This window comes from Ruminococcus sp. AF31-8BH (assembly GCF_003460605.1).
Taxonomy (GTDB): Bacteria; Bacillota; Clostridia; order Lachnospirales; family Lachnospiraceae; genus Blautia_A; species Blautia_A acetigignens.
In genome coordinates this window covers 34,465-52,192 of the sequence record NZ_QTVN01000011.1, presented here as the reverse complement: position 1 = coordinate 52,192, position 17,728 = coordinate 34,465, and the positions used below count along the sequence as shown (strand labels likewise).

The following is a 17,728-nucleotide window of genomic DNA, read 5'->3' as shown; positions in this document are numbered from 1 at the left end:
GAAACCGCAGAAAGGATTATTACGATGAAGTTAGGATATTTGGAATTTGTTGAGGTATTAAGAAAACAGCTTTTAAATGCTTTGCATTTACAGGAACAGCAAATATTTTTCAAAAAGAAAGCCATAGATAATAAGGATCGCTTGTTTGTGGACGCATTTGAAAATTTAAGTGGAAAGCAACTGTGCGGTATTGACGTGAAAGATTTATATGAGCGTTATATGGAAGGGAGTTCGATGGAGTCAATTTCATATTCTGTACAAGATGAAATCGAGAAACTAAAAACGGTTGGCATGTTAGAGGGCGAGATGACTCCAGACAGTTACCAAAAAATCAGAAAATACCTTTTTGTAAAACCGCTAAACAAGAAAGCGCATTCGCTTGAGTTGGAAGATGCAGTGCATAAGGATGTTGGAGATATCGCTTGTGTCGTGTATATGATGCTTAGTAATACGAACGCGTATTTTTGCGTGAAGATAAAAAATCAGCATTTGAAGCAATGGAAAATGACAAAAGAGGCTGTTATGGAAGAGGCACTTAAAAATACCTGCCAGATGGCACCCCCTCTCATTTGTACTAATGATGAGAACAAGTGGGGAGGATCCTTTATGGAGAATGGAGCATTCTGCTTATCGAAAAGTGATAAAGTTATGGGGGTTCGACTTTCCACAAATACAAAAGAATATGGAGCGATTTCCGTATTTTACCCTGGTGTCCTTCAAAGACTGGCACAGCTTATGGGAAGTGATTTGTACATTTTATTTACAAGTGGGAATGAAAGTACAATTTACAGTGCAAATGAGAGTAATTTAGAAGATATTAAGACTGAACTCAATGAAATGGTGATTGAGTATAGGAATGCTATGGTGTTTAAGTGTAGGAATGGTATGGTGTTTGAAGAAAAATTATTGTCAGAAGAACTCTACTACTATAGCAGAATCGAAGATAAGATTTCTGTATATATGGAAAAAGTAAAGGTTAACTTTACTACGGTTAATTTAAAGGAAGTGCACTGATTATTAGAAAAGGTAGATAAGGCTGCGTAATAGTTAAGTAGTAAGCAGTATCTGTATAATCCTAACGAAAGGAAATGAAAAAATTATGAATGAAATTTTAAGTTATGAAAAGTTTGTCGAAAACTTAAGAGCGTATCTGTTAGATACTTTAAATCTGCAAGAAGAGCGAATTTATTTTGAAGCAAAAGATGAAGAGGGAATGGCTCCGAATGGAGACCGTTTATTTATGGAATGTCGTGTAAGTTCAGAAGGGAAAGAAGTATGTGGAATCCATACGGAAGAGTTATATGAGGATTATCTGGATGGTATTTCCATAAAAAGAATTGGAGATACTGTTACAAATGAAATCCTGAAATTAAAAGATGCAAGGCTTTTCAAAAAAGTACAGGATGTAAATAATTATTCCAAAGTAAAGGGAGACCTGTTTATACGGCTTTTAAACAAAAAGAAACATGAAAAGGCACTGGAAAATGCTGTGTATAAAGAAGTGGATGGCATAGCCTGTGTTTTGTATATGAAAGTTGGTCAGCAAGATGGCCGTATCTCCAGCATGAAAATCCACAAAGCCAGTCTGGCAGACTGGGGAATGGACGAGGACGAAGCCTACGAAAATGCTTTGGCGAATACATATTTCCTTACTCCCCCAAGAATTTATAAGTGGGAATGCCTGCTTTTTAATCCTGATTATGAGGGCGATGACTTTATGGACATGAATTATGAAGAAAATATTGTGGAAAGAAATGCTGGAAGCTGTCTTTCTACAAGTATTCGCACCAATGGGGCTGTGGCTGTTTTTCTGCCGGATGTGGCACAAAGGATTGCAGACCTTATGGATGATGATTTCTACATTGTATTTACAAGCGTCCATGAGGCAATGATTCATTCTAAGAGGATGTTCTGTCCGGAAGATCTTGAAAGAATTTTAAAAGAGACACTTAAAGAGGCTACCCTGGACGAAGATTTTCTGACAGATGAAATATATTACTATGACAGAGGTGCCCGGAAAATAATGAAATGGAAAAAGGTGGTATCAAAGGTAACTTTACCGGCAAGCTGTGTTGAAAGGCTTCCGTTGTAAATAGCAATGATAATGTTTTGCGGATTATAAGAAAGGAAACGGAAACTTTATATGTGTCAGCGTTTAACGTATGAAGAATTTGTCCAGAAATTACGGAAATGGATCATAAAAGCTGCTCATCTTCCAGAGGACTATGTTTTCTTTAAGAAAAAAGAAAAGACTGGAATAACCGCAAATGGGGACCGGTTATTTGTAGTCTGCGCTGAAACGGATTCCGGAAAAGACATCTGCGGGATTTTTGTGGAAGAACTTTACCAGGATTATGTAGAAGGAACTTCTATGGAAAACATAGAAGCAAGGGTGAAGTGTGACCTGGATAGAGCGGGAAATATGGAAAATACCAGATATCTGAATGACTATGAAAAAGTCAGGGAACATCTCTTTCTGGGGCTTTTGAACCTGGAAAAACACAGGCATGAACTGAAAAATGCCGTATATAAAACAATGGGGGACATTGCAATCACGTTATATGTGCATGCAGGAACCTTGAAGGATGGGATTACATATTTGAAAGTCAGATCGGAATATTTGGAAACATGGGGCTTGGAAAAAGACGATGTTTTACACGATGCTCTTTTAAACAGTTATCGTATATTGTCTCCAAGAATCTATGATTTCAAAAAATGATGTACACTCCGGGGTATGCTGGTGATGACTTCATGAATGTGGATCCCTATTTTATTTCAGATAAAAAAAAGAAGGAGGTAATCTGTCTTAGTGTAAAAGGACTCACAAATGGAGCTGTGGCAGTCCTGTATCCAGAAGTGATAAAAAAACTGGTGGAATTAATGGATGGGGATTTTTATGTGGTATTTAGCAGTGTGCATGAAGCCCTGATACACAGCTCAAAACTTTGCAGCTTAGAAGAACTTGAGAATTTATTAAGAACTTCCAATTCGAGAATGACATTCCAAAAGGAGTTTTTAACGGATAAGGTCTATTATTACTGCAGGGAAGAGGATAAATTTATTATGCTTCAAGGCAGGCTGAAAATGTTAGTTACAACAATCCGTATGGATGAGGAAAATTAAATGATAAGGAACGAGATGCGGCGGGAATTTCCTGCCGTATCTTTTGTTAAGAGGAGAAGAAAATGTCCGAGGGATACGAATACAATTTGTTGACACAGGAGCTGCTTCTTCAAGGATATACGGCGGAACACTATCCGGACTATGTTCGAATCGGAAACGGAAGGCTGGGAAAGTCACCACTTGAAAATTCATGCGGCGGTTTTATATATACCAAAGATTATCTGGAAAAGAAAGCATTTATGTCTGGCTGTGGTCTATACGTGAGTTGGGAAAAATGTATTAACGATATAGATTATCTGGAGGAAACATTCTGCTTTGAAAATGATAATGTCGTTTTTCGGTGTCCATGGCATAAGAAAAATTGTGAACAGAATCATCCCTTATTAAGGGAAGATAATTTCGGCTTCTGTGCCTGCCATATGGTATCAGATTACCAGTATGAAAAAAGTGCAGAATATTTGGAAAACCAGGCAGATCAGAAAAAGGAAGAATTGTTTCAGAAATTTAAGGAACAGCATAAAAACTGTATTTGTAAGATGCATATGTCTTATAACTACGAGAAGCAGGAATGGAGCCTGCAATATGATCCGATGAGGTGCATGTGCGGACCAGGAGAGTATTGTATGCTGCGGGGCAGACCTCTTTCCAAAAAGACAGGGAATATATATTACGATCTAAAGGTATCTACAATCCGAAAAGATGATACCTTTTTTGCCGGGGAGCCTATAGTGACGATCACAAGGGGGAAGAAATTTTTGCAAAGCAAGGTTTCGGTTGATATCTGTGAAGAAATTGTAAAAAGAAAACAGGAGGATATTTTTAATAAGGAATGGTGGAATGGCTATTCTATGCAGGCCTTGTACGATCCAGATTTGAAGATGGAAATTCTGAATGTTAGAGTTGCTACGCGATTGACGCGAGATAAGGCACAGGATATTGAGGATGAGAAAGCCGGAATATACATTGGCTATGAAGCAGACTTTGCGAAAGCGAAGAAGAAGTGGAAACAGAAACGAAAAGAGAAACGCCTGGAGCAGGCAAAAAGAAAGGTTGTGAAAAAGGGCTGGGAGTCTCTGAATGATACAGAACAAAGATTTATGAAGAAGAGACTTTCTGCCGAACAGATTGAAGCTTTGCAACAGGAGTGGGTTACGGCAAATGAGCATAAGGATGAGGCTGAGCAGTTAACCCTGGACTTATAAAATAACTTCGGAAAGGACAAATTAGATGGAAAAACGAAAGCTTAAAAAAATGAAGGTATTGGAACCATCGGAGGAGATGGTTCTGGCGGCAGAAAGTGATATTCCAGTTATCGGAAATATGGCTTATGATAGAATGAAATATCCAATTGGTTTGTTCATTCAGGCAGAAATGGACGAAAATATCTTAAAAATTGGTTTTTTTGTTACAGATATTTTGACTGCTGGCGGAAGAAGACCATTATATACCCTGTTCATTGATAAGGAAAAAGATTGCTTCATAGGATATGATTACCGGCTGAAGAAATGGACTAATAAAATGCTGGATAAAATTGAACTGCCCAAAGGTGTAAAGGGAGATCATGCCTGGTGTGATCTAAACAGCCGCAGTCAAATATGGGAAACCCTGGGTGAGGAATATAGAAAAGATAATGTATGTTATGGCCTTTTTCATTTTGAAGATCAGGTACGGGAAAGGCAAAAGATACAGAAACATTTAAAACGAACAACCGCCTGGGATCAGATTATGAAATATGTTAGGGAAACTCCGAAGGACTGGGAGAAATGGCTGAAAAAAGTGGGAATTACACAGAATTACATTTTTTATGAATACTCCCGGAAGAAAAATATCACAGGCTACTGTACATGGTGCGAAAAGAATGTGGTGGTGAATGGAGTAAAACACAACAGGACGGGAAAATGTCCTAACTGCAGGCATAAGATCCAATATAAGGCAGTGGGAAGGCAGCGCATGGTAAAGTCAAAAGAAGAAACTGCATATCTTTTGCAGACATGCGGTGATAACTTTGTTATTCGTGAATTCAGGGCAGATGTGAAATATGACATGGTTGCTTATACAAAACCAGTTTATAACTGGAGAGAGCTGCGACGATATGTATTTGATAAAGACCTTAACGAAAAAGAATTTTACTGGGGCTATTATCATGGGACAGAAGAGAACAGATGGATCCATGGGTCATTAAATACATACAACCCTTATTGCTGGGGGAATTGTAGATATGAACTCCGCTATCCGGGACATATCTACAAAAAGTCACTCCATGGAATAAAAAATAATCAGCTTAAAAGAAGCGGATTCCATGAGCTGGCCAGAAAAAGTGAAACAGTAGAGCCGGTAGCCTATTTTCATCGGTTAAAGCAATATCCTTATCTGGAGCAACTGATAAAAGCCGGGCTGAATGAGCTTGCAAAGGAAATCATAGGAAACAGCACTTCTATTTTTTATAAGGAAGCAGATTCGCTTGGACATGCTCTTGGGATTGATATGTTCCGCCTGAACCGCCTTCGCAATAATCATGGTGGAAAAGTATTTCTGCAATGGTTGATTTATGAAAAAGGATTTAAAAAAGTGATGAAAGATAACGTGATTTCCTGGTTCTCGAAATGGCAGATCTGTCCGGAAGAGCTTTTGTTTGTACTGGATCGGATGAGACCGGAGCAGATAAAAAATTATTTGGAAAAACAGGCAAAAGAAAGTGAAAAAAAACCAAAGGAGCTTATTGGTACCTGGAAAGACTATCTTGACATGGCGTCAAAGCTTGGTATAGACGTGAAGGATCCAATTATATACCGTGTGAGAAAACTGGAAAAACGGCATAACGAACTGGTTCAATTGATGATAGAGAAGAAAATGGATATAAAAGCCGAAGAGATCGCAGAAAAATTTCCTGGTATAGAAAACGTCTGTGAGAACCTGAGAAAATATGAATATAGCGATCATACTTTCCAAATTGTGGCACCGCGGAAAATCAAGGATATTCTGGAAGAAGGAGAAGAACTGCAGCACTGCATCATCGGAAAAGATACTTATTTTGCGCGCATGGTAAAACAGGAGTCTTATCTTTTGTTCCTGAGAAAAAAGAATGCACCCCAAAAGCCATATTATACATTGGAAGTAGAACCAGATGGGACAGTACGCCAGAAACGGACATATTTTAACAGGCAGAACCCGGATATTAAGCAGGCCGAGAAATTTTTATTGCGCTGGCAGAAACAGCTTTCGCGTAAACTTAATAAGGAAGATAAGATTCTTTCGCTAAAAAGCCGTGATCTTCGAAAGAAAGAAATTGAGAATCTGCGGGAAAAGAAAATAAAGGTGAACGGATTTGGCTTTACTGGAAAGCTGCTTGCGGATATTCTGGAGGAAGATTTAATGGAAAATGCTGCATAAATGGTATTATTCCTATATTGTTGGCTCATACGAGTCTTAGAAAATAATTTTGTAAATTATCATGGTGATGAAATTAAAATACTACGTATATGGAACTACGGTGAAATTGACACAAAACTACAGAATGATATAATAAAAATGGCATTTGGCAGCAGATACTGCGTAAATTCTTATCTCGATTTTGTTTGAGATTAAAAAAATTATATGCGTGAATAGAGCGCCCAAAATCAAGAAGATTATTGATTTTAGGCGCTTTTATTGTTTCCAAATGCCAATCTCCAATACGAAAGGGGGAAAGTATGTGCTGTGTCAACTCCATATGTTGAAAGGAAGACGATATTATGCATAAACCAAGGCGGAGAACCAAATATTTTGAAAGATTCTATTTTGAATATGAAGGTATTTTATACCTAAGCAAAAAAAATTGTTGTGAGAAACTTGGATTTGAGTATGGTTCTGTTTTAGGGTATAGACATACGAATAATTGTTCTTTCACGGAGGCACTTGATCATTTCATGGAAATACGTGAGCAGAATCAATTTGTTTTTCGCAATCGGAATTGGTTGAATCTCGACAACTGCTGTGAATTTTATGGTGTAAATAAATTTACCGTGCGACATTACCAATATGATTATGGTGATACCATTCAGGAAGCATTAGAAAAAGCAATTAAGTATACGAAACAGATAAAATTCGTTTACAAGGGAAAAACATATCCTTCTTTAGCAAAATGCTGCAGGGAAATGGGAATACCAGAATCAACAGTACGAAAATGCATGGCAGAAACTGGAAAAACCGGAGCTGTTGCATTGACCCATTGCATAAAAAAAGCGGAAGAAAGAAAATATAGTAATCCGTCCCCGTTTTTTTATAGAGAAAAGGAATATTCAATGTTTACAGAGTGCTGTCGTGAATTTAATCTGGAGCCAAACAAGGTCAGACAAAAAAGCATTTCGCTGAATAGCTCGTTACAAGATGCACTGGATTTCTTTCTCTTAGATCACCCTGTAAGGAGAAAAAAGAATTTTGATGACAATTATTCTATTGAATCGGTATCAGCAACATGTAGGCAATATGGAATTAAAAGAGCTGATGTTTACAATTATATAAAAGACAATCAGTGTTCCAAGGAAGAAGCAATCAGGTATTATATTGCTGTTAAGAACAAAATTGGAACTGGGCCTATTACATTTGAAGGCGTTAAATATGTAGATGTCCGAGAATGTTGCAGGAAACTTGGAATTTCTTACAGATGGGTGTGTGACAGGATTATATATAAAAATGCTGGAGTGGATGAAACTTTGTTTTATTACAAGACAGAGAAAGAAAAATGGCAGAAGATGTCAGAAGAGCCGATTTATCTGGAAGATGGAACAAAATATGATAATCTTCACGATTTTTGCCGGGTTCTTAAGATACGCCAAACAGATATTTATGGGTATATATACCGTCATGATTGTTCCGTGCAGGAGGCAGCAGATTTTTATGCAAGCAGACAAGCAGCTGTGGATAAAGAAATGATACAAATTGGGGAAATGGTGTATACAGATCTTCAGAAATGTTGTAAGGAACAGGGAATTCTTTATCGCTGGGTGTGTAATAAGATGCTGCGTGAAAATATTACAGCTTCTGAAGCAGTCAAGTATTACATTCGCAAAAATGAAAAGAAACAGTTAAAAGCCCAGAGAAAAGCAGCACTTAAAGTGAAAGGGAAAATGCCGGAACCACAGAGAGTTGTTGTTATGGGACAGGAATATGAGTCAAAAGAAAAATGTTACAAAGCCCTTGGGATCACTAAAAAACTGGTTCTTAGACACATGCGGGAAACAAATTGTCTGTTTGAAGAGGCGGCTGCTTATTGTTACGAAAAGAAACGGAAAAAACAATTTGAATTTCGTGGGAAAACATATAAAAGCTATAACGCCTGTTGTAAAGCATATGGAGTGGCACAGGAATATGTTGCATTAAAAGCCAACAGGGAACGAATAACAAGACAGGAGGCAATAGAAAAACTACTGGAGCAAAGAGAAAATAAAAGTACGTTGTTGGTTGATAACTTAATTACGAAAGATGAGGGATAATATGACAAGAAAAGGAAATAAACAGGAAGAACCAGAGAAACTTCTTCTTTCAGTAAAGGAAACATGCGAATTAACTGGTTTATCAGAAAGAACTGTGCGAACTATAATGGCGGAAAATGAGTTTACGGTCCGGATCGGGAGAAGAACGCTTGTTCATAAGAAAAAATTTGAAAAATGGCTGGACAAACAGTACTCTTGAATATTTTGTGAGAACGTGATAATATTCTGATGTACTTGAGATCTGGTCTGGAAAGGATGAATGCCATATGGGTAAATCTTTAAAAGGTAAAGAACTTGGACGTGGGCTTTACCAAAGATCAGATGGGCTATATGTGGCCAGAATATATACGAAAGGTTCCCCGAAACCAATCTACTTATATGACAGCAATTTAGCCAAACTCAAAAAGAAGCGTGATCATGAAAAAGCAAGATATATTATGGGGCTTAATGCAGAAGCATGAAAGTATACTACTGCTGAGTGGTTTGATGAGTGGATGAAGCTATATAATATAGGACGCCTAAAAAACACGACTATTAATGGTTATGTTGATGGATTTGAACGAATTACAGATTATATTGGCTCGGTGAGACTGGAAAGTCTCACCCCTGCCCATATTCGTAATATGGTGGAAAGATTACAGGCAGATGGCTATGCAGAAACGTCAGTGGAGCATTCGCTGACGATTGTAAATCTATTATTAAACAGTGCAGTAGATAGCAGAATGATTCCCATGAATCCATGTAAAGGGATTTTAATTGCGAAATCGGAAGAAGCTGTAGTCGATCCATTACAGGAAGATGAAGAAAAAGTTCTGACCAAGGAAGAAATTGAAACCTTTTTGAATGCTGCAAAAAATACAAGATATTATGAAGTGTTCTATATTATCCTGAATACAGGTATGCGAATTGGAGAACTTGCAGCTCTTCAATGGGAGGATATTGATTTTCATTCACACAGAATTCGTGTTTATAAAACCCTTAATAAAACAACTATTTTTTATGATAACAAAAAAAATCGTGTTGAAAACCCATACAATACAAAACAAATAACAACACCTAAAAAGAAGGCAAGTTACCGTTGGATTCCAATGTCAAAAAAAGTTGAAAATGCCTTTCTGACTTGGAAGGTAAAGCAGGATATGGACAAGGAAAAATATGGTTCGAAATGGGGCGCAAATAACGTTTTAAAAGACGAATACCCAGATCTTGTTTTTACAACAAAGCCCGGTAATCTCTTCCTTCCCCAGTATGGTTCTCAGGAATGTTCACGTATATTAAACATCATTGATAAAAAAGAGATAAAACGTGCACAGATAGAAAACAGGGAACCACATCTTTATAGTGTATATCCACATAAATTTAGGCATACGTTTGTTACGAGAATGAACCAGTCAAATATGTCGCCATTTACTGTAAGCAAAATTGCTGGACATTCAAGCGTAAATATGACAAACTATTATACGCATTTGGAGAAGGAATATGTTTCGGATGAGTTCAATAAATTTATAGAAACATACGAAGAAGAAAATATTCCCCAAATTGAAGAGAATACAACAAAGGATAAATATGAATAATACTACTGATAACGAGAAAATTAAAAAAACCGTGCAGAAACCGTGCAGTAACACTTCCAAAAGCGGCGCAAATGCAGATAAATCAAGGGGTTCTGGCAAAAGTATGAACATGTCGCCCATGATGTGCGAATACCTGAAAACCAAGGAAGAATACAAGGATTGTATTCTTTTTTATCGTCTTGGAGATTTCTATGAAATGTTTTTTGATGATGCCCTTCTGGTATCTAAAGAACTGGAACTAACACTTACGGGAAAAGACTGCGGCCTTGAAGAACGTGCTCCTATGTGTGGGATTCCGTTCCATGCGGCAGATACCTATATTAACCGACTGATCGAGAAAGGCTACAAGGTTGCCATTTGTGAGCAGGTAGAGGATCCGAAGAAGGCAAAGGGACTTGTGAAACGAGAGGTTATTCGGGTGGTTACGCCTGGTACAACCTTAGATGCCACCTCACTGGACGAATCCAGGAACAATTATCTGATGTCCATTGTTTCTATAGCAGACCGTTTTGGCTGTGCTATAGCGGATATTACTACAGGCGACTGCTTTCTTACAGAAGTACCGGGAAGTCAGAAGCTGATTGACGAGATCAACAAATTCAGCCCTGCAGAGATTATCTGTAATGATTCCTTTTTCATGAGCGGTGTGGACACAGATGATCTTAGAAATCGTCTTGGAATCTGTATTTTCTCTCTGGATGCATGGTATTTTGACGATGATACCTGCAGGAAAGAGTTAAAAGAGCATTTTCATGTAAGTAATCTGGAGGGACTTGGAATCAGTGATTACGACAGCGGTATTATTGCTGCCGGTGCGCTGTTTCTTTATCTGAAGGAGACGCAGAAGACAGCACTTTCCCAGATGACTACCATTCGCCCGTATACTGCCGAGCGCTACATGCTGATTGACAGCTCAAGCAGACGGAACCTGGAGCTGGTAGAGACTCTTAGGGAGAAACAAAAACGGGGTTCTCTTCTTTGGGTTCTGGATAAAACAAAGACGGCAATGGGTGCCCGCACGCTCCGCTCCTTTGTGGAACAGCCGCTGATCGATTCCGCAGAAATTAACCGTAGACTGACTGCACTGGAGGAATTGAATGAAAATCCAATGCTTCGTGATGAGCTTCGTGAATATCTGAATCCCATTTATGACCTGGAGCGTCTTGTCAGCCGCATCAGCTTTAAATCGGCAAATCCAAGAGATCTGGTAGCCTTTGCTTCTTCTTTGGAAATGATTCCATATATCAAACAGATCCTGAAGGATTTTCAGGCTCCGATTTTGAAAGAAATTTATGAGGATATGGATAGCCTTGAGGATATTACCGGTCTGATAAAAAGTGCTATTGTGGATGAGCCGCCTCTTGCCCAAAAGGACGGAGGCATTATCCGGGAAGGCTTTAATGAAGATGTGGACAAATTCCGTAGTGCCCGCACAGATGGTAAAAAATGGCTGACAGAGTTAGAAGCCAGGGAGCGTGAACGTACCGGGATCAAATCTCTGAAAATCAAATATAACCGTGTGTTTGGCTATGCTCTTGAGGTTACAAACACATTCAGGGAGCTGGTGCCAGAGAATTACATCCGCAAGCAAACGCTTGCGAATGCGGAGCGTTATATTACAGAGGAACTGAAAAACCTTGAGGATATGATCCTTGGTGCAGAAGATAAGCTTTATGCATTGGAATACCAGCTGTTTTCCGATGTGCGTGACAAGGTAGGCATGGAGGTTGTGAGAATCCAGCGTACAGCCAAAGCCATTGCAGGGCTGGATGTATTTGCATCTCTTGCACTTGTTGCAGAGAGAAACCACTATGTTCGCCCAAAAGTAAATGGAGGCGGCGTAATCGACATTAAAGGCGGCCGTCATCCGGTTGTGGAGCAGATGATCGACAACGATATGTTTATTGCCAATGATACATATCTGGATAGCAGCAAAAAACGTATTTCCATTATCACCGGACCGAATATGGCTGGTAAATCCACATACATGCGCCAGACAGCTTTAATCGTGCTAATGGCACAGGTCGGAAGCTTTGTCCCGGCAGATAAAGCCACCATCGGAATTGTAGACAGGATCTTTACCCGTGTAGGTGCGTCTGATGACCTTGCAAGCGGGCAGAGTACCTTTATGGTGGAAATGACAGAGGTTGCCAATATTCTTCGCAATGCCACCTCAAAAAGCCTTCTGATCCTGGATGAGATCGGCCGTGGAACCAGCACCTTTGACGGACTTGCCATTGCCTGGGCTGTGATCGAGCATATCAGTAATACAAAGCTTTGCGGAGCAAAAACACTGTTTGCGACTCATTATCATGAACTGACAGAGCTGGAGGGTAAGCTTTCCGGAGTTACCAATTACTGTATAGCGGTTAAGGAAAAGGGGGATGACATTGTGTTCCTTCGTAAAATCGTGCAGGGCGGTGCAGATAAGAGCTACGGAATCCAGGTTGCCAAGCTGGCAGGGGTGCCGGATACGGTAATCAATCGTGCTAAGGAGCTGGTGGAGGAATTAAGTGATGCGGACATTACAGCTGCCGTGAAGGATCTCACCTCTCCAAAGAAGAAACCGAAAGTAGAAATGGACATGGCGCAGATGTCTTTGTTTGACACTGTGCAGGATAATGATATCATTGAGGAACTGAAGGGGATTGATATTGGAAACCTGACGCCCATGGAGGCGCTGAATACCCTTTATAATCTTCAGAACAAGATTAAAAACAGATGGTAAATCATCGGGAGAAATAATTTGAGAAAAATTGCAGTTTTAGACAAACATACCATTGATAAGATCGCGGCCGGCGAGGTGGTAGAACGTCCTTCCTCTGTTGTGAAGGAGCTTGTAGAAAACTCCATTGACGCTGGTGCTACAGCTGTGACGGTAGAGATTGCAGACGGCGGCAAAAAGCTGATCCGCATTACGGACAACGGAGGCGGCATCGAAGCCTCCCAAGTGCCAACTGCATTTTTGAGCCATGCCACCAGCAAAATTGAAAAAGTAGAAGATCTGGAAAACATAGCCTCACTGGGATTTCGTGGTGAGGCTTTGTCCAGTATTGCCGCTGTTTCCCAGGTGGAGCTGATCACCAAGACGCCTTCTGCTATCAGCGGCGTTCGCTATGTGATCGAGGGCGGCGTGGAGCAGAGCATGGAGGAAATGGGTGCGCCGGATGGAACCACTTTCCTGGTGCGAAACCTTTTTTACAATACGCCGGCCAGAAGCAAATTCCTGAAATCGGATACTTCAGAGGCCAATTATATTGGAACCATGATGGAGCAGCTTGCCCTTTCCCACCCGGAAATTTCCTTTAAATATATTCAGAACAAGCAGGTGAAGTTGCATACTTCCGGGAATTATAATGTGAAAGATGTCATCTATAACGTATATGGGCGCGACATGGCAAAGGCGCTCCTGGATGTTTCCTATGAGAACGATTTCATGAAGATTGAGGGATTTGCCGGGAAGCCGGAGGTGTCACGAGGCAATCGAAGCTTTGAAAATTACTATGTAAATGGCCGGTTTGTGAAAAATAACATTATCACAAAGGCCATCGAGGATGCGTATAAGGGCTTTGTGATGCAGCATAAATTTCCTTTTGTTTCCCTGCATATTCAGATGACGGGAAATGACCTGGACGTAAACGTGCATCCCAGGAAGCTGGAGGTGCGTTTTGCAAGAGGCACCGAGGTATATGATGCCATTTATGAGGCGGTGCATAATGCCCTGCTTCACAGGGAGCTGATTCCGGTAGTCCCTGTAGGAAAAGAAGAGCGGGTTCCAAAGGCTGCAGCAGTAAGCCGCGGAGCTGTTCCGGAGCCTTTTGAGAAAAGCCGCAGGCCGGAGCCTGGCTATGGAAATATGGCTGGCAACCCGGTACAGGCTGGAAAACCATTTCTGCAAAATGGGGGAAAAATGTCCGGGGGATACGGCAGCAGTTCCGGGTATCCGTTTGGCAGTATGCTTCGGGAGCAGGCAGTTTATCAGGCCAAGCCGTTTAGCAAAGAAGAGGAAGCTCTTTTTGCGGGAACCCTGAAGGCAGCTGCACAGGCGGATGAGATGGCAGCTGATGTCGGGAAAACAAATGATGGCAGCAGTCAGGCTGGCGGTGCGCCAAATGATATGCAGGATAAACCTGGAGCTCAGCTGGGAAATCTGGAAACTGAGCAGTCTGCACAGACAGCACAAAGTGAAGCGTATACCGGGAAAAATTTAGAAAGTCAGGGCATGACACCTGTTGGACAGAATATGGACAAGAGCGGGATGTCTGGTCTGGAAGCTGGGAATTCTGCAGACTTCCAACCGGAGGACGTACAGGCACAGAATCCGGGGCAAATTGCAGAACAGGGAATAGGTTTCCAGGCAGCAGACACGGTATTGCTTCTGCGAGATTCAGAGTCATCTGCGGAGGCGTCCTCCAAGGTGTCAGATACAGAATCCGGTGCGGAGCCTGTTTCCCAGGAGTCACCGCAGCAGCTGGAACTTTTTCATGAGAAGCTTCTTGCCCCGGAGTCCAGAAGCCGCCACAAGCTGATTGGACAGCTGTTTGACACTTACTGGCTGGTGGAATTTGAAAATCAGTTTTACATCATTGACCAGCATGCGGCCCACGAGAAAGTAAATTATGAGCGTTTTGTAAAACGCTTCAAAGAACAAACTATAGAATCCCAGTACTTAAGTCCGCCTCTTGTAGTAACCTTGAATATGGAGGAACAGGCGCGGCTGAAGGCAAACGAAGAGTACTTCAGGCAATACGGTTTTGAGATTGAACCATTTGGAGGACGGGAATACTGTATCAGTGCAGTTCCATCCAATCTCTACGGCTTTCACGAAGAAGAACTGTTTCTGGAAATGCTGGATAATCTGGGTGGGGAAGGCTCGAAGGATGCGTTTAACCTTTTTACCACAAGACTTGCGACTATGGCATGCAAAGCAGCCGTTAAGGGAAATCACCAGATGTCCGCCCTTGAGGCAGACAAGCTGATCGACGAGCTTCTGACTCTGGACAATCCTTACAATTGTCCTCACGGTCGCCCCACGATCATTGCCATGACCAAAACGGAAATTGAGAAAAAATTTAAGCGAATTGTGTAACACAGGAGAAATCATGAAAAAACCTCTTATTGTCCTCACCGGCCCAACAGCAGTGGGAAAAACAAAATTGTCTATTTCCCTTGCCAAAGCAGTTGGCGGTGAGATCATTTCTGCAGATTCCATGCAGGTTTATAAATATATGGATATCGGTTCAGCCAAGATTATGCCAGAAGAAATGCAGGGAGTCCCTCACTATCTTGTGGATGCGCTGATGCCAGATGAGGAATTTCATATTGTGCGTTTCCAGCAAATGGCAAAGGAAGCCATGGAAAAGATTTACGCCAACGGGCATATTCCAATCCTGGTTGGCGGTACGGGATTTTATATTCAGGCAGTGACCAGGGATATCGATTTTACCCAGGCAGAACAGGATGACGGATACCGGGCCAGCCTGGAAGCCCTTGCCCAGGAAAAGGGAGTGGCTTATCTTCACCAGATGCTGGCCAAGGTGGATCCTAAAAGTGCGGAGGAAATTCATGAGAATAATGTGAAGCGTGTAATCCGCGCCCTGGAGTTTTACCACCAAAACGGCAGCCCGATTTCCGCTCACAATGAAGAACAGCAGGAAAGGGTCAGCCCGTATAATCTTGCCTATTTCGTGCTGAACGCGCCCAGGGAACTGCTTTATCAGCGGATTGATAAACGGGTGGATGAGATGCTGGCTGGAGGTCTTGTAAAGGAAGTGGAGGCTTTGAAGAGCATGGGCTATCACAGAGGGATGGTTTCCATGCAGGGGCTTGGATATAAAGAGATTCTGGCTTATCTGGACAGAGAAATGCCCCTGGAAGAAGCCGTGCGCATCCTGAAGCGCGACACCAGACACTTCGCCAAGCGCCAGCTCACCTGGTTCCGCAGAGAACTGGAAACCCTATGGATCAACAAAGACGAGTTCGGGTATGACGACGGGAAAATGCTGGAGTATATGCTGAGCATTTGCCGTGAAAAGGGGATACTTGGTTAATCTGGCTATTGAAAATACTATCAGTTTACCAGAAGCCAGTGAGTTTGCAAGGTATATTCGTGAGCAGGTCATTTCAGGAGCGGTTTTAACGGAGACCTGCGATGAATATACCTTGTGAACTCACGTCCGGAGAACGATACACTTATAAATAACACAAAAAATGGAGGAATGCCGTCAAACAGACGGTGAGAATTATTATGAAAGAATTATACGAACAACTTGGAATTTCATCCCAGGTATATGATTTTTGCCATGAGATAGAGGAATCTTTAAAAGAAAGATTCGAACAGTTCGACAAAACTGCAGAATACAACCAGATGAAAGTCCTTCTGGCAATGCAGAAAAACCGTGTCAGCGAGGAATGCTTCGGCTCCTCATCAGGTTATGGCTATAACGACTACGGCCGCGACACCCTGGAAAAAGTATACGCAGACACCTTCCACACCGAAGCCTGTCTGGTACGCCCTCAGATCGCATGCGGAACCCACGCCCTTGCCATCGCCCTTTTCGGAAATCTCCGCCCAGGGGATGAAATGCTGGCACCAGCCGGAAAACCATACGACACTTTGGAAGAAGTCATTGGAATCCGCCCATCCAAAGGCTCCCTGGCAGAATACGGCGTCACCTACCGCCAGGTAGACCTTCTCGAAGACGGCACCTTTGACTACGAAAACATCCGCAAAGCAATCAACGAAAAAACAAAACTGGTAGAAATCCAGCGCTCCAAAGGCTATATGACCCGCCCATCCTTTTCCGTAAAACAGATCGGCGAGCTCATCTCCTTTGTAAAAAGCATCAAACCAGATGTAATCTGCATGGTAGACAACTGCTACGGCGAATTCGTAGACACCATCGAGCCAAGCGACGTTGGCGCAGATATGGTAGTCGGTTCCCTGATCAAAAACCCAGGCGGCGGACTTGCCCCGATCGGCGGCTACATTGCAGGAACAAAAGAATGCGTGGAAAATGCTTCCTACCGCATGACCTGCCCGGGACTTGGCGCAGAGGTAGGCGCTTCCCTTGGAGTAAATCGCTCCTTCTATCAGGGCTTTTTCCTGGCACCTATGGTAACAAAGGGCGCATTAAAAGGCGCTGTTTTCGCAGCCAATATTTATGAAAAATTAGGCTTCGACGTTGTTCCCAACTCCACGGAACCAAGACAGGATATTATCCAGGCCGTCACCTTAAACAGCCCGAAAAGACTGATCGCCTTCTGCAAAGGAATTCAGGCCGCAGCACCGGTTGACAGCTATGTAGATCCGGAACCCTGGGATATGCCAGGCTATGACAGCCAGGTGATTATGGCTGCAGGTGCCTTTGTCCAGGGCTCTTCCATCGAACTTTCCGCAGACGGACCGGTGAAAGAACCATACGCCGTATATTTCCAGGGCGGACTTACCTGGGAGCACGCAAAGCTTGGCGTTATGATGTCTCTGCAGAAATTAGTAGAACAGGATCTGGTGAAGCTGCCGCAGTAAAGCTGGAGCCTTTTTCAGACACACTCGCAGAC

At 41.8% G+C, this 17,728-nt stretch carries 14 protein-coding genes and 1 pseudogene; all 15 read left to right on the top strand.

Going from position 1 to position 17,728, the window contains the following annotated elements:
- Nucleotides 1-24 precede the first annotated feature (24 nt).
- Entirely contained in the window at nt 25-1,014 is a 990-nt protein-coding gene (locus tag DWZ38_RS14305) for a DUF5688 family protein (RefSeq protein WP_147343018.1), read from the top strand.
- Between the two features lie 85 nt (nt 1,015-1,099).
- Complete coding sequence (locus DWZ38_RS14300) at nt 1,100-2,092, top strand: DUF5688 family protein (RefSeq protein ID WP_117853645.1); 993 nt, start codon at nt 1,100-1,102, stop codon at nt 2,090-2,092.
- 51 nt (nt 2,093-2,143) lie between these two features.
- The gene (locus DWZ38_RS23150) at nt 2,144-2,719 is read left to right on the top strand and encodes a DUF5688 family protein (protein ID WP_117853643.1); all 576 of its coding nucleotides are present in this window, start codon (nt 2,144-2,146) and stop codon (nt 2,717-2,719) included.
- Between the two features lie 38 nt (nt 2,720-2,757).
- Nucleotides 2,758-3,123, top strand: coding sequence for a DUF5688 family protein (locus DWZ38_RS23145; RefSeq protein ID WP_147343016.1), 366 nt, complete (start codon nt 2,758-2,760; stop codon nt 3,121-3,123).
- A gap of 62 nt (nt 3,124-3,185) precedes the next feature.
- Nucleotides 3,186-4,325: a hypothetical protein gene (locus DWZ38_RS14285; RefSeq protein ID WP_117853638.1), complete on the top strand. Its 1,140-nt coding sequence runs from the start codon at nt 3,186-3,188 to the stop codon at nt 4,323-4,325.
- A 49-nt stretch (nt 4,326-4,374) separates the two neighbouring features.
- Entirely contained in the window at nt 4,375-6,513 is a 2,139-nt protein-coding gene (locus DWZ38_RS14280) for a PcfJ domain-containing protein (protein WP_178105343.1), read from the top strand.
- A gap of 1,289 nt (nt 6,514-7,802) precedes the next feature.
- Nucleotides 7,803-8,594 carry a hypothetical protein gene (locus DWZ38_RS21985; RefSeq protein ID WP_178105342.1) on the top strand — a complete coding sequence of 264 codons (792 nt, stop codon included), beginning with the start codon at nt 7,803-7,805 and terminating at the stop codon, nt 8,592-8,594.
- Nucleotide 8,595: 1 nt separating this feature from the next.
- Nucleotides 8,596-8,793 (top strand): helix-turn-helix domain-containing protein, encoded by a 198-nt coding sequence (locus DWZ38_RS14265; protein ID WP_173769984.1) that lies wholly within the window; start codon nt 8,596-8,598, stop codon nt 8,791-8,793.
- Nucleotides 8,794-8,860: 67 nt separating this feature from the next.
- Nucleotides 8,861-9,055 (top strand): hypothetical protein, encoded by a 195-nt coding sequence (locus DWZ38_RS14260; protein WP_117853626.1) that lies wholly within the window; start codon nt 8,861-8,863, stop codon nt 9,053-9,055.
- 24 nt (nt 9,056-9,079) lie between these two features.
- A pseudogene (locus DWZ38_RS23140) lies at nt 9,080-9,220 on the top strand (hypothetical protein); the annotation flags it as partial.
- Complete coding sequence (locus DWZ38_RS14255; RefSeq protein ID WP_243000273.1) at nt 9,218-10,168, top strand: site-specific integrase; 951 nt, start codon at nt 9,218-9,220, stop codon at nt 10,166-10,168. The pseudogene DWZ38_RS23140 and the gene DWZ38_RS14255, both read left to right, overlap by 3 nt.
- A gap of 103 nt (nt 10,169-10,271) precedes the next feature.
- Nucleotides 10,272-12,896 (top strand): DNA mismatch repair protein MutS, encoded by a 2,625-nt coding sequence (gene mutS / locus DWZ38_RS14250; RefSeq protein ID WP_347519899.1) that lies wholly within the window; start codon nt 10,272-10,274, stop codon nt 12,894-12,896.
- A gap of 18 nt (nt 12,897-12,914) precedes the next feature.
- Nucleotides 12,915-15,257: a DNA mismatch repair endonuclease MutL gene (gene mutL, locus DWZ38_RS14245; protein WP_117853621.1), complete on the top strand. Its 2,343-nt coding sequence runs from the start codon at nt 12,915-12,917 to the stop codon at nt 15,255-15,257.
- 13 nt (nt 15,258-15,270) lie between these two features.
- Nucleotides 15,271-16,218 carry a tRNA (adenosine(37)-N6)-dimethylallyltransferase MiaA gene (gene miaA / locus DWZ38_RS14240; RefSeq protein ID WP_021925866.1) on the top strand — a complete coding sequence of 316 codons (948 nt, stop codon included), beginning with the start codon at nt 15,271-15,273 and terminating at the stop codon, nt 16,216-16,218.
- 197 nt (nt 16,219-16,415) lie between these two features.
- Nucleotides 16,416-17,696, top strand: coding sequence for a methionine gamma-lyase family protein (locus DWZ38_RS14235; protein WP_117853618.1), 1,281 nt, complete (start codon nt 16,416-16,418; stop codon nt 17,694-17,696).
- Nucleotides 17,697-17,728: the final 32 nt, after the last annotated feature.

Excerpts from the sequence above, each read along its gene's own strand:
- DWZ38_RS14305 (WP_147343018.1), top strand. The coding sequence starts at position 25 with ATGAAGTTAGGATATTTGGAATTTGTTGAGGTATTAAGAAAACAGCTT.
- DWZ38_RS14300 (WP_117853645.1), top strand. The coding sequence starts at position 1,100 with ATGAATGAAATTTTAAGTTATGAAAAGTTTGTCGAAAACTTAAGAGCG.
- DWZ38_RS23150 (WP_117853643.1), top strand. The coding sequence starts at position 2,144 with ATGTGTCAGCGTTTAACGTATGAAGAATTTGTCCAGAAATTACGGAAA.
- DWZ38_RS14285 (WP_117853638.1), top strand. The coding sequence starts at position 3,186 with ATGTCCGAGGGATACGAATACAATTTGTTGACACAGGAGCTGCTTCTT.
- DWZ38_RS14280 (WP_178105343.1), top strand. The coding sequence starts at position 4,375 with ATGAAGGTATTGGAACCATCGGAGGAGATGGTTCTGGCGGCAGAAAGT.
- DWZ38_RS14265 (WP_173769984.1), top strand. The coding sequence starts at position 8,596 with ATGACAAGAAAAGGAAATAAACAGGAAGAACCAGAGAAACTTCTTCTT.
- DWZ38_RS14260 (WP_117853626.1), top strand. The coding sequence starts at position 8,861 with ATGGGTAAATCTTTAAAAGGTAAAGAACTTGGACGTGGGCTTTACCAA.
- DWZ38_RS14255 (WP_243000273.1), top strand. The coding sequence starts at position 9,218 with ATGGTGGAAAGATTACAGGCAGATGGCTATGCAGAAACGTCAGTGGAG.
- mutS (WP_347519899.1), top strand. The coding sequence starts at position 10,272 with ATGAACATGTCGCCCATGATGTGCGAATACCTGAAAACCAAGGAAGAA.
- miaA (WP_021925866.1), top strand. The coding sequence starts at position 15,271 with ATGAAAAAACCTCTTATTGTCCTCACCGGCCCAACAGCAGTGGGAAAA.
- DWZ38_RS14235 (WP_117853618.1), top strand. The coding sequence starts at position 16,416 with ATGAAAGAATTATACGAACAACTTGGAATTTCATCCCAGGTATATGAT.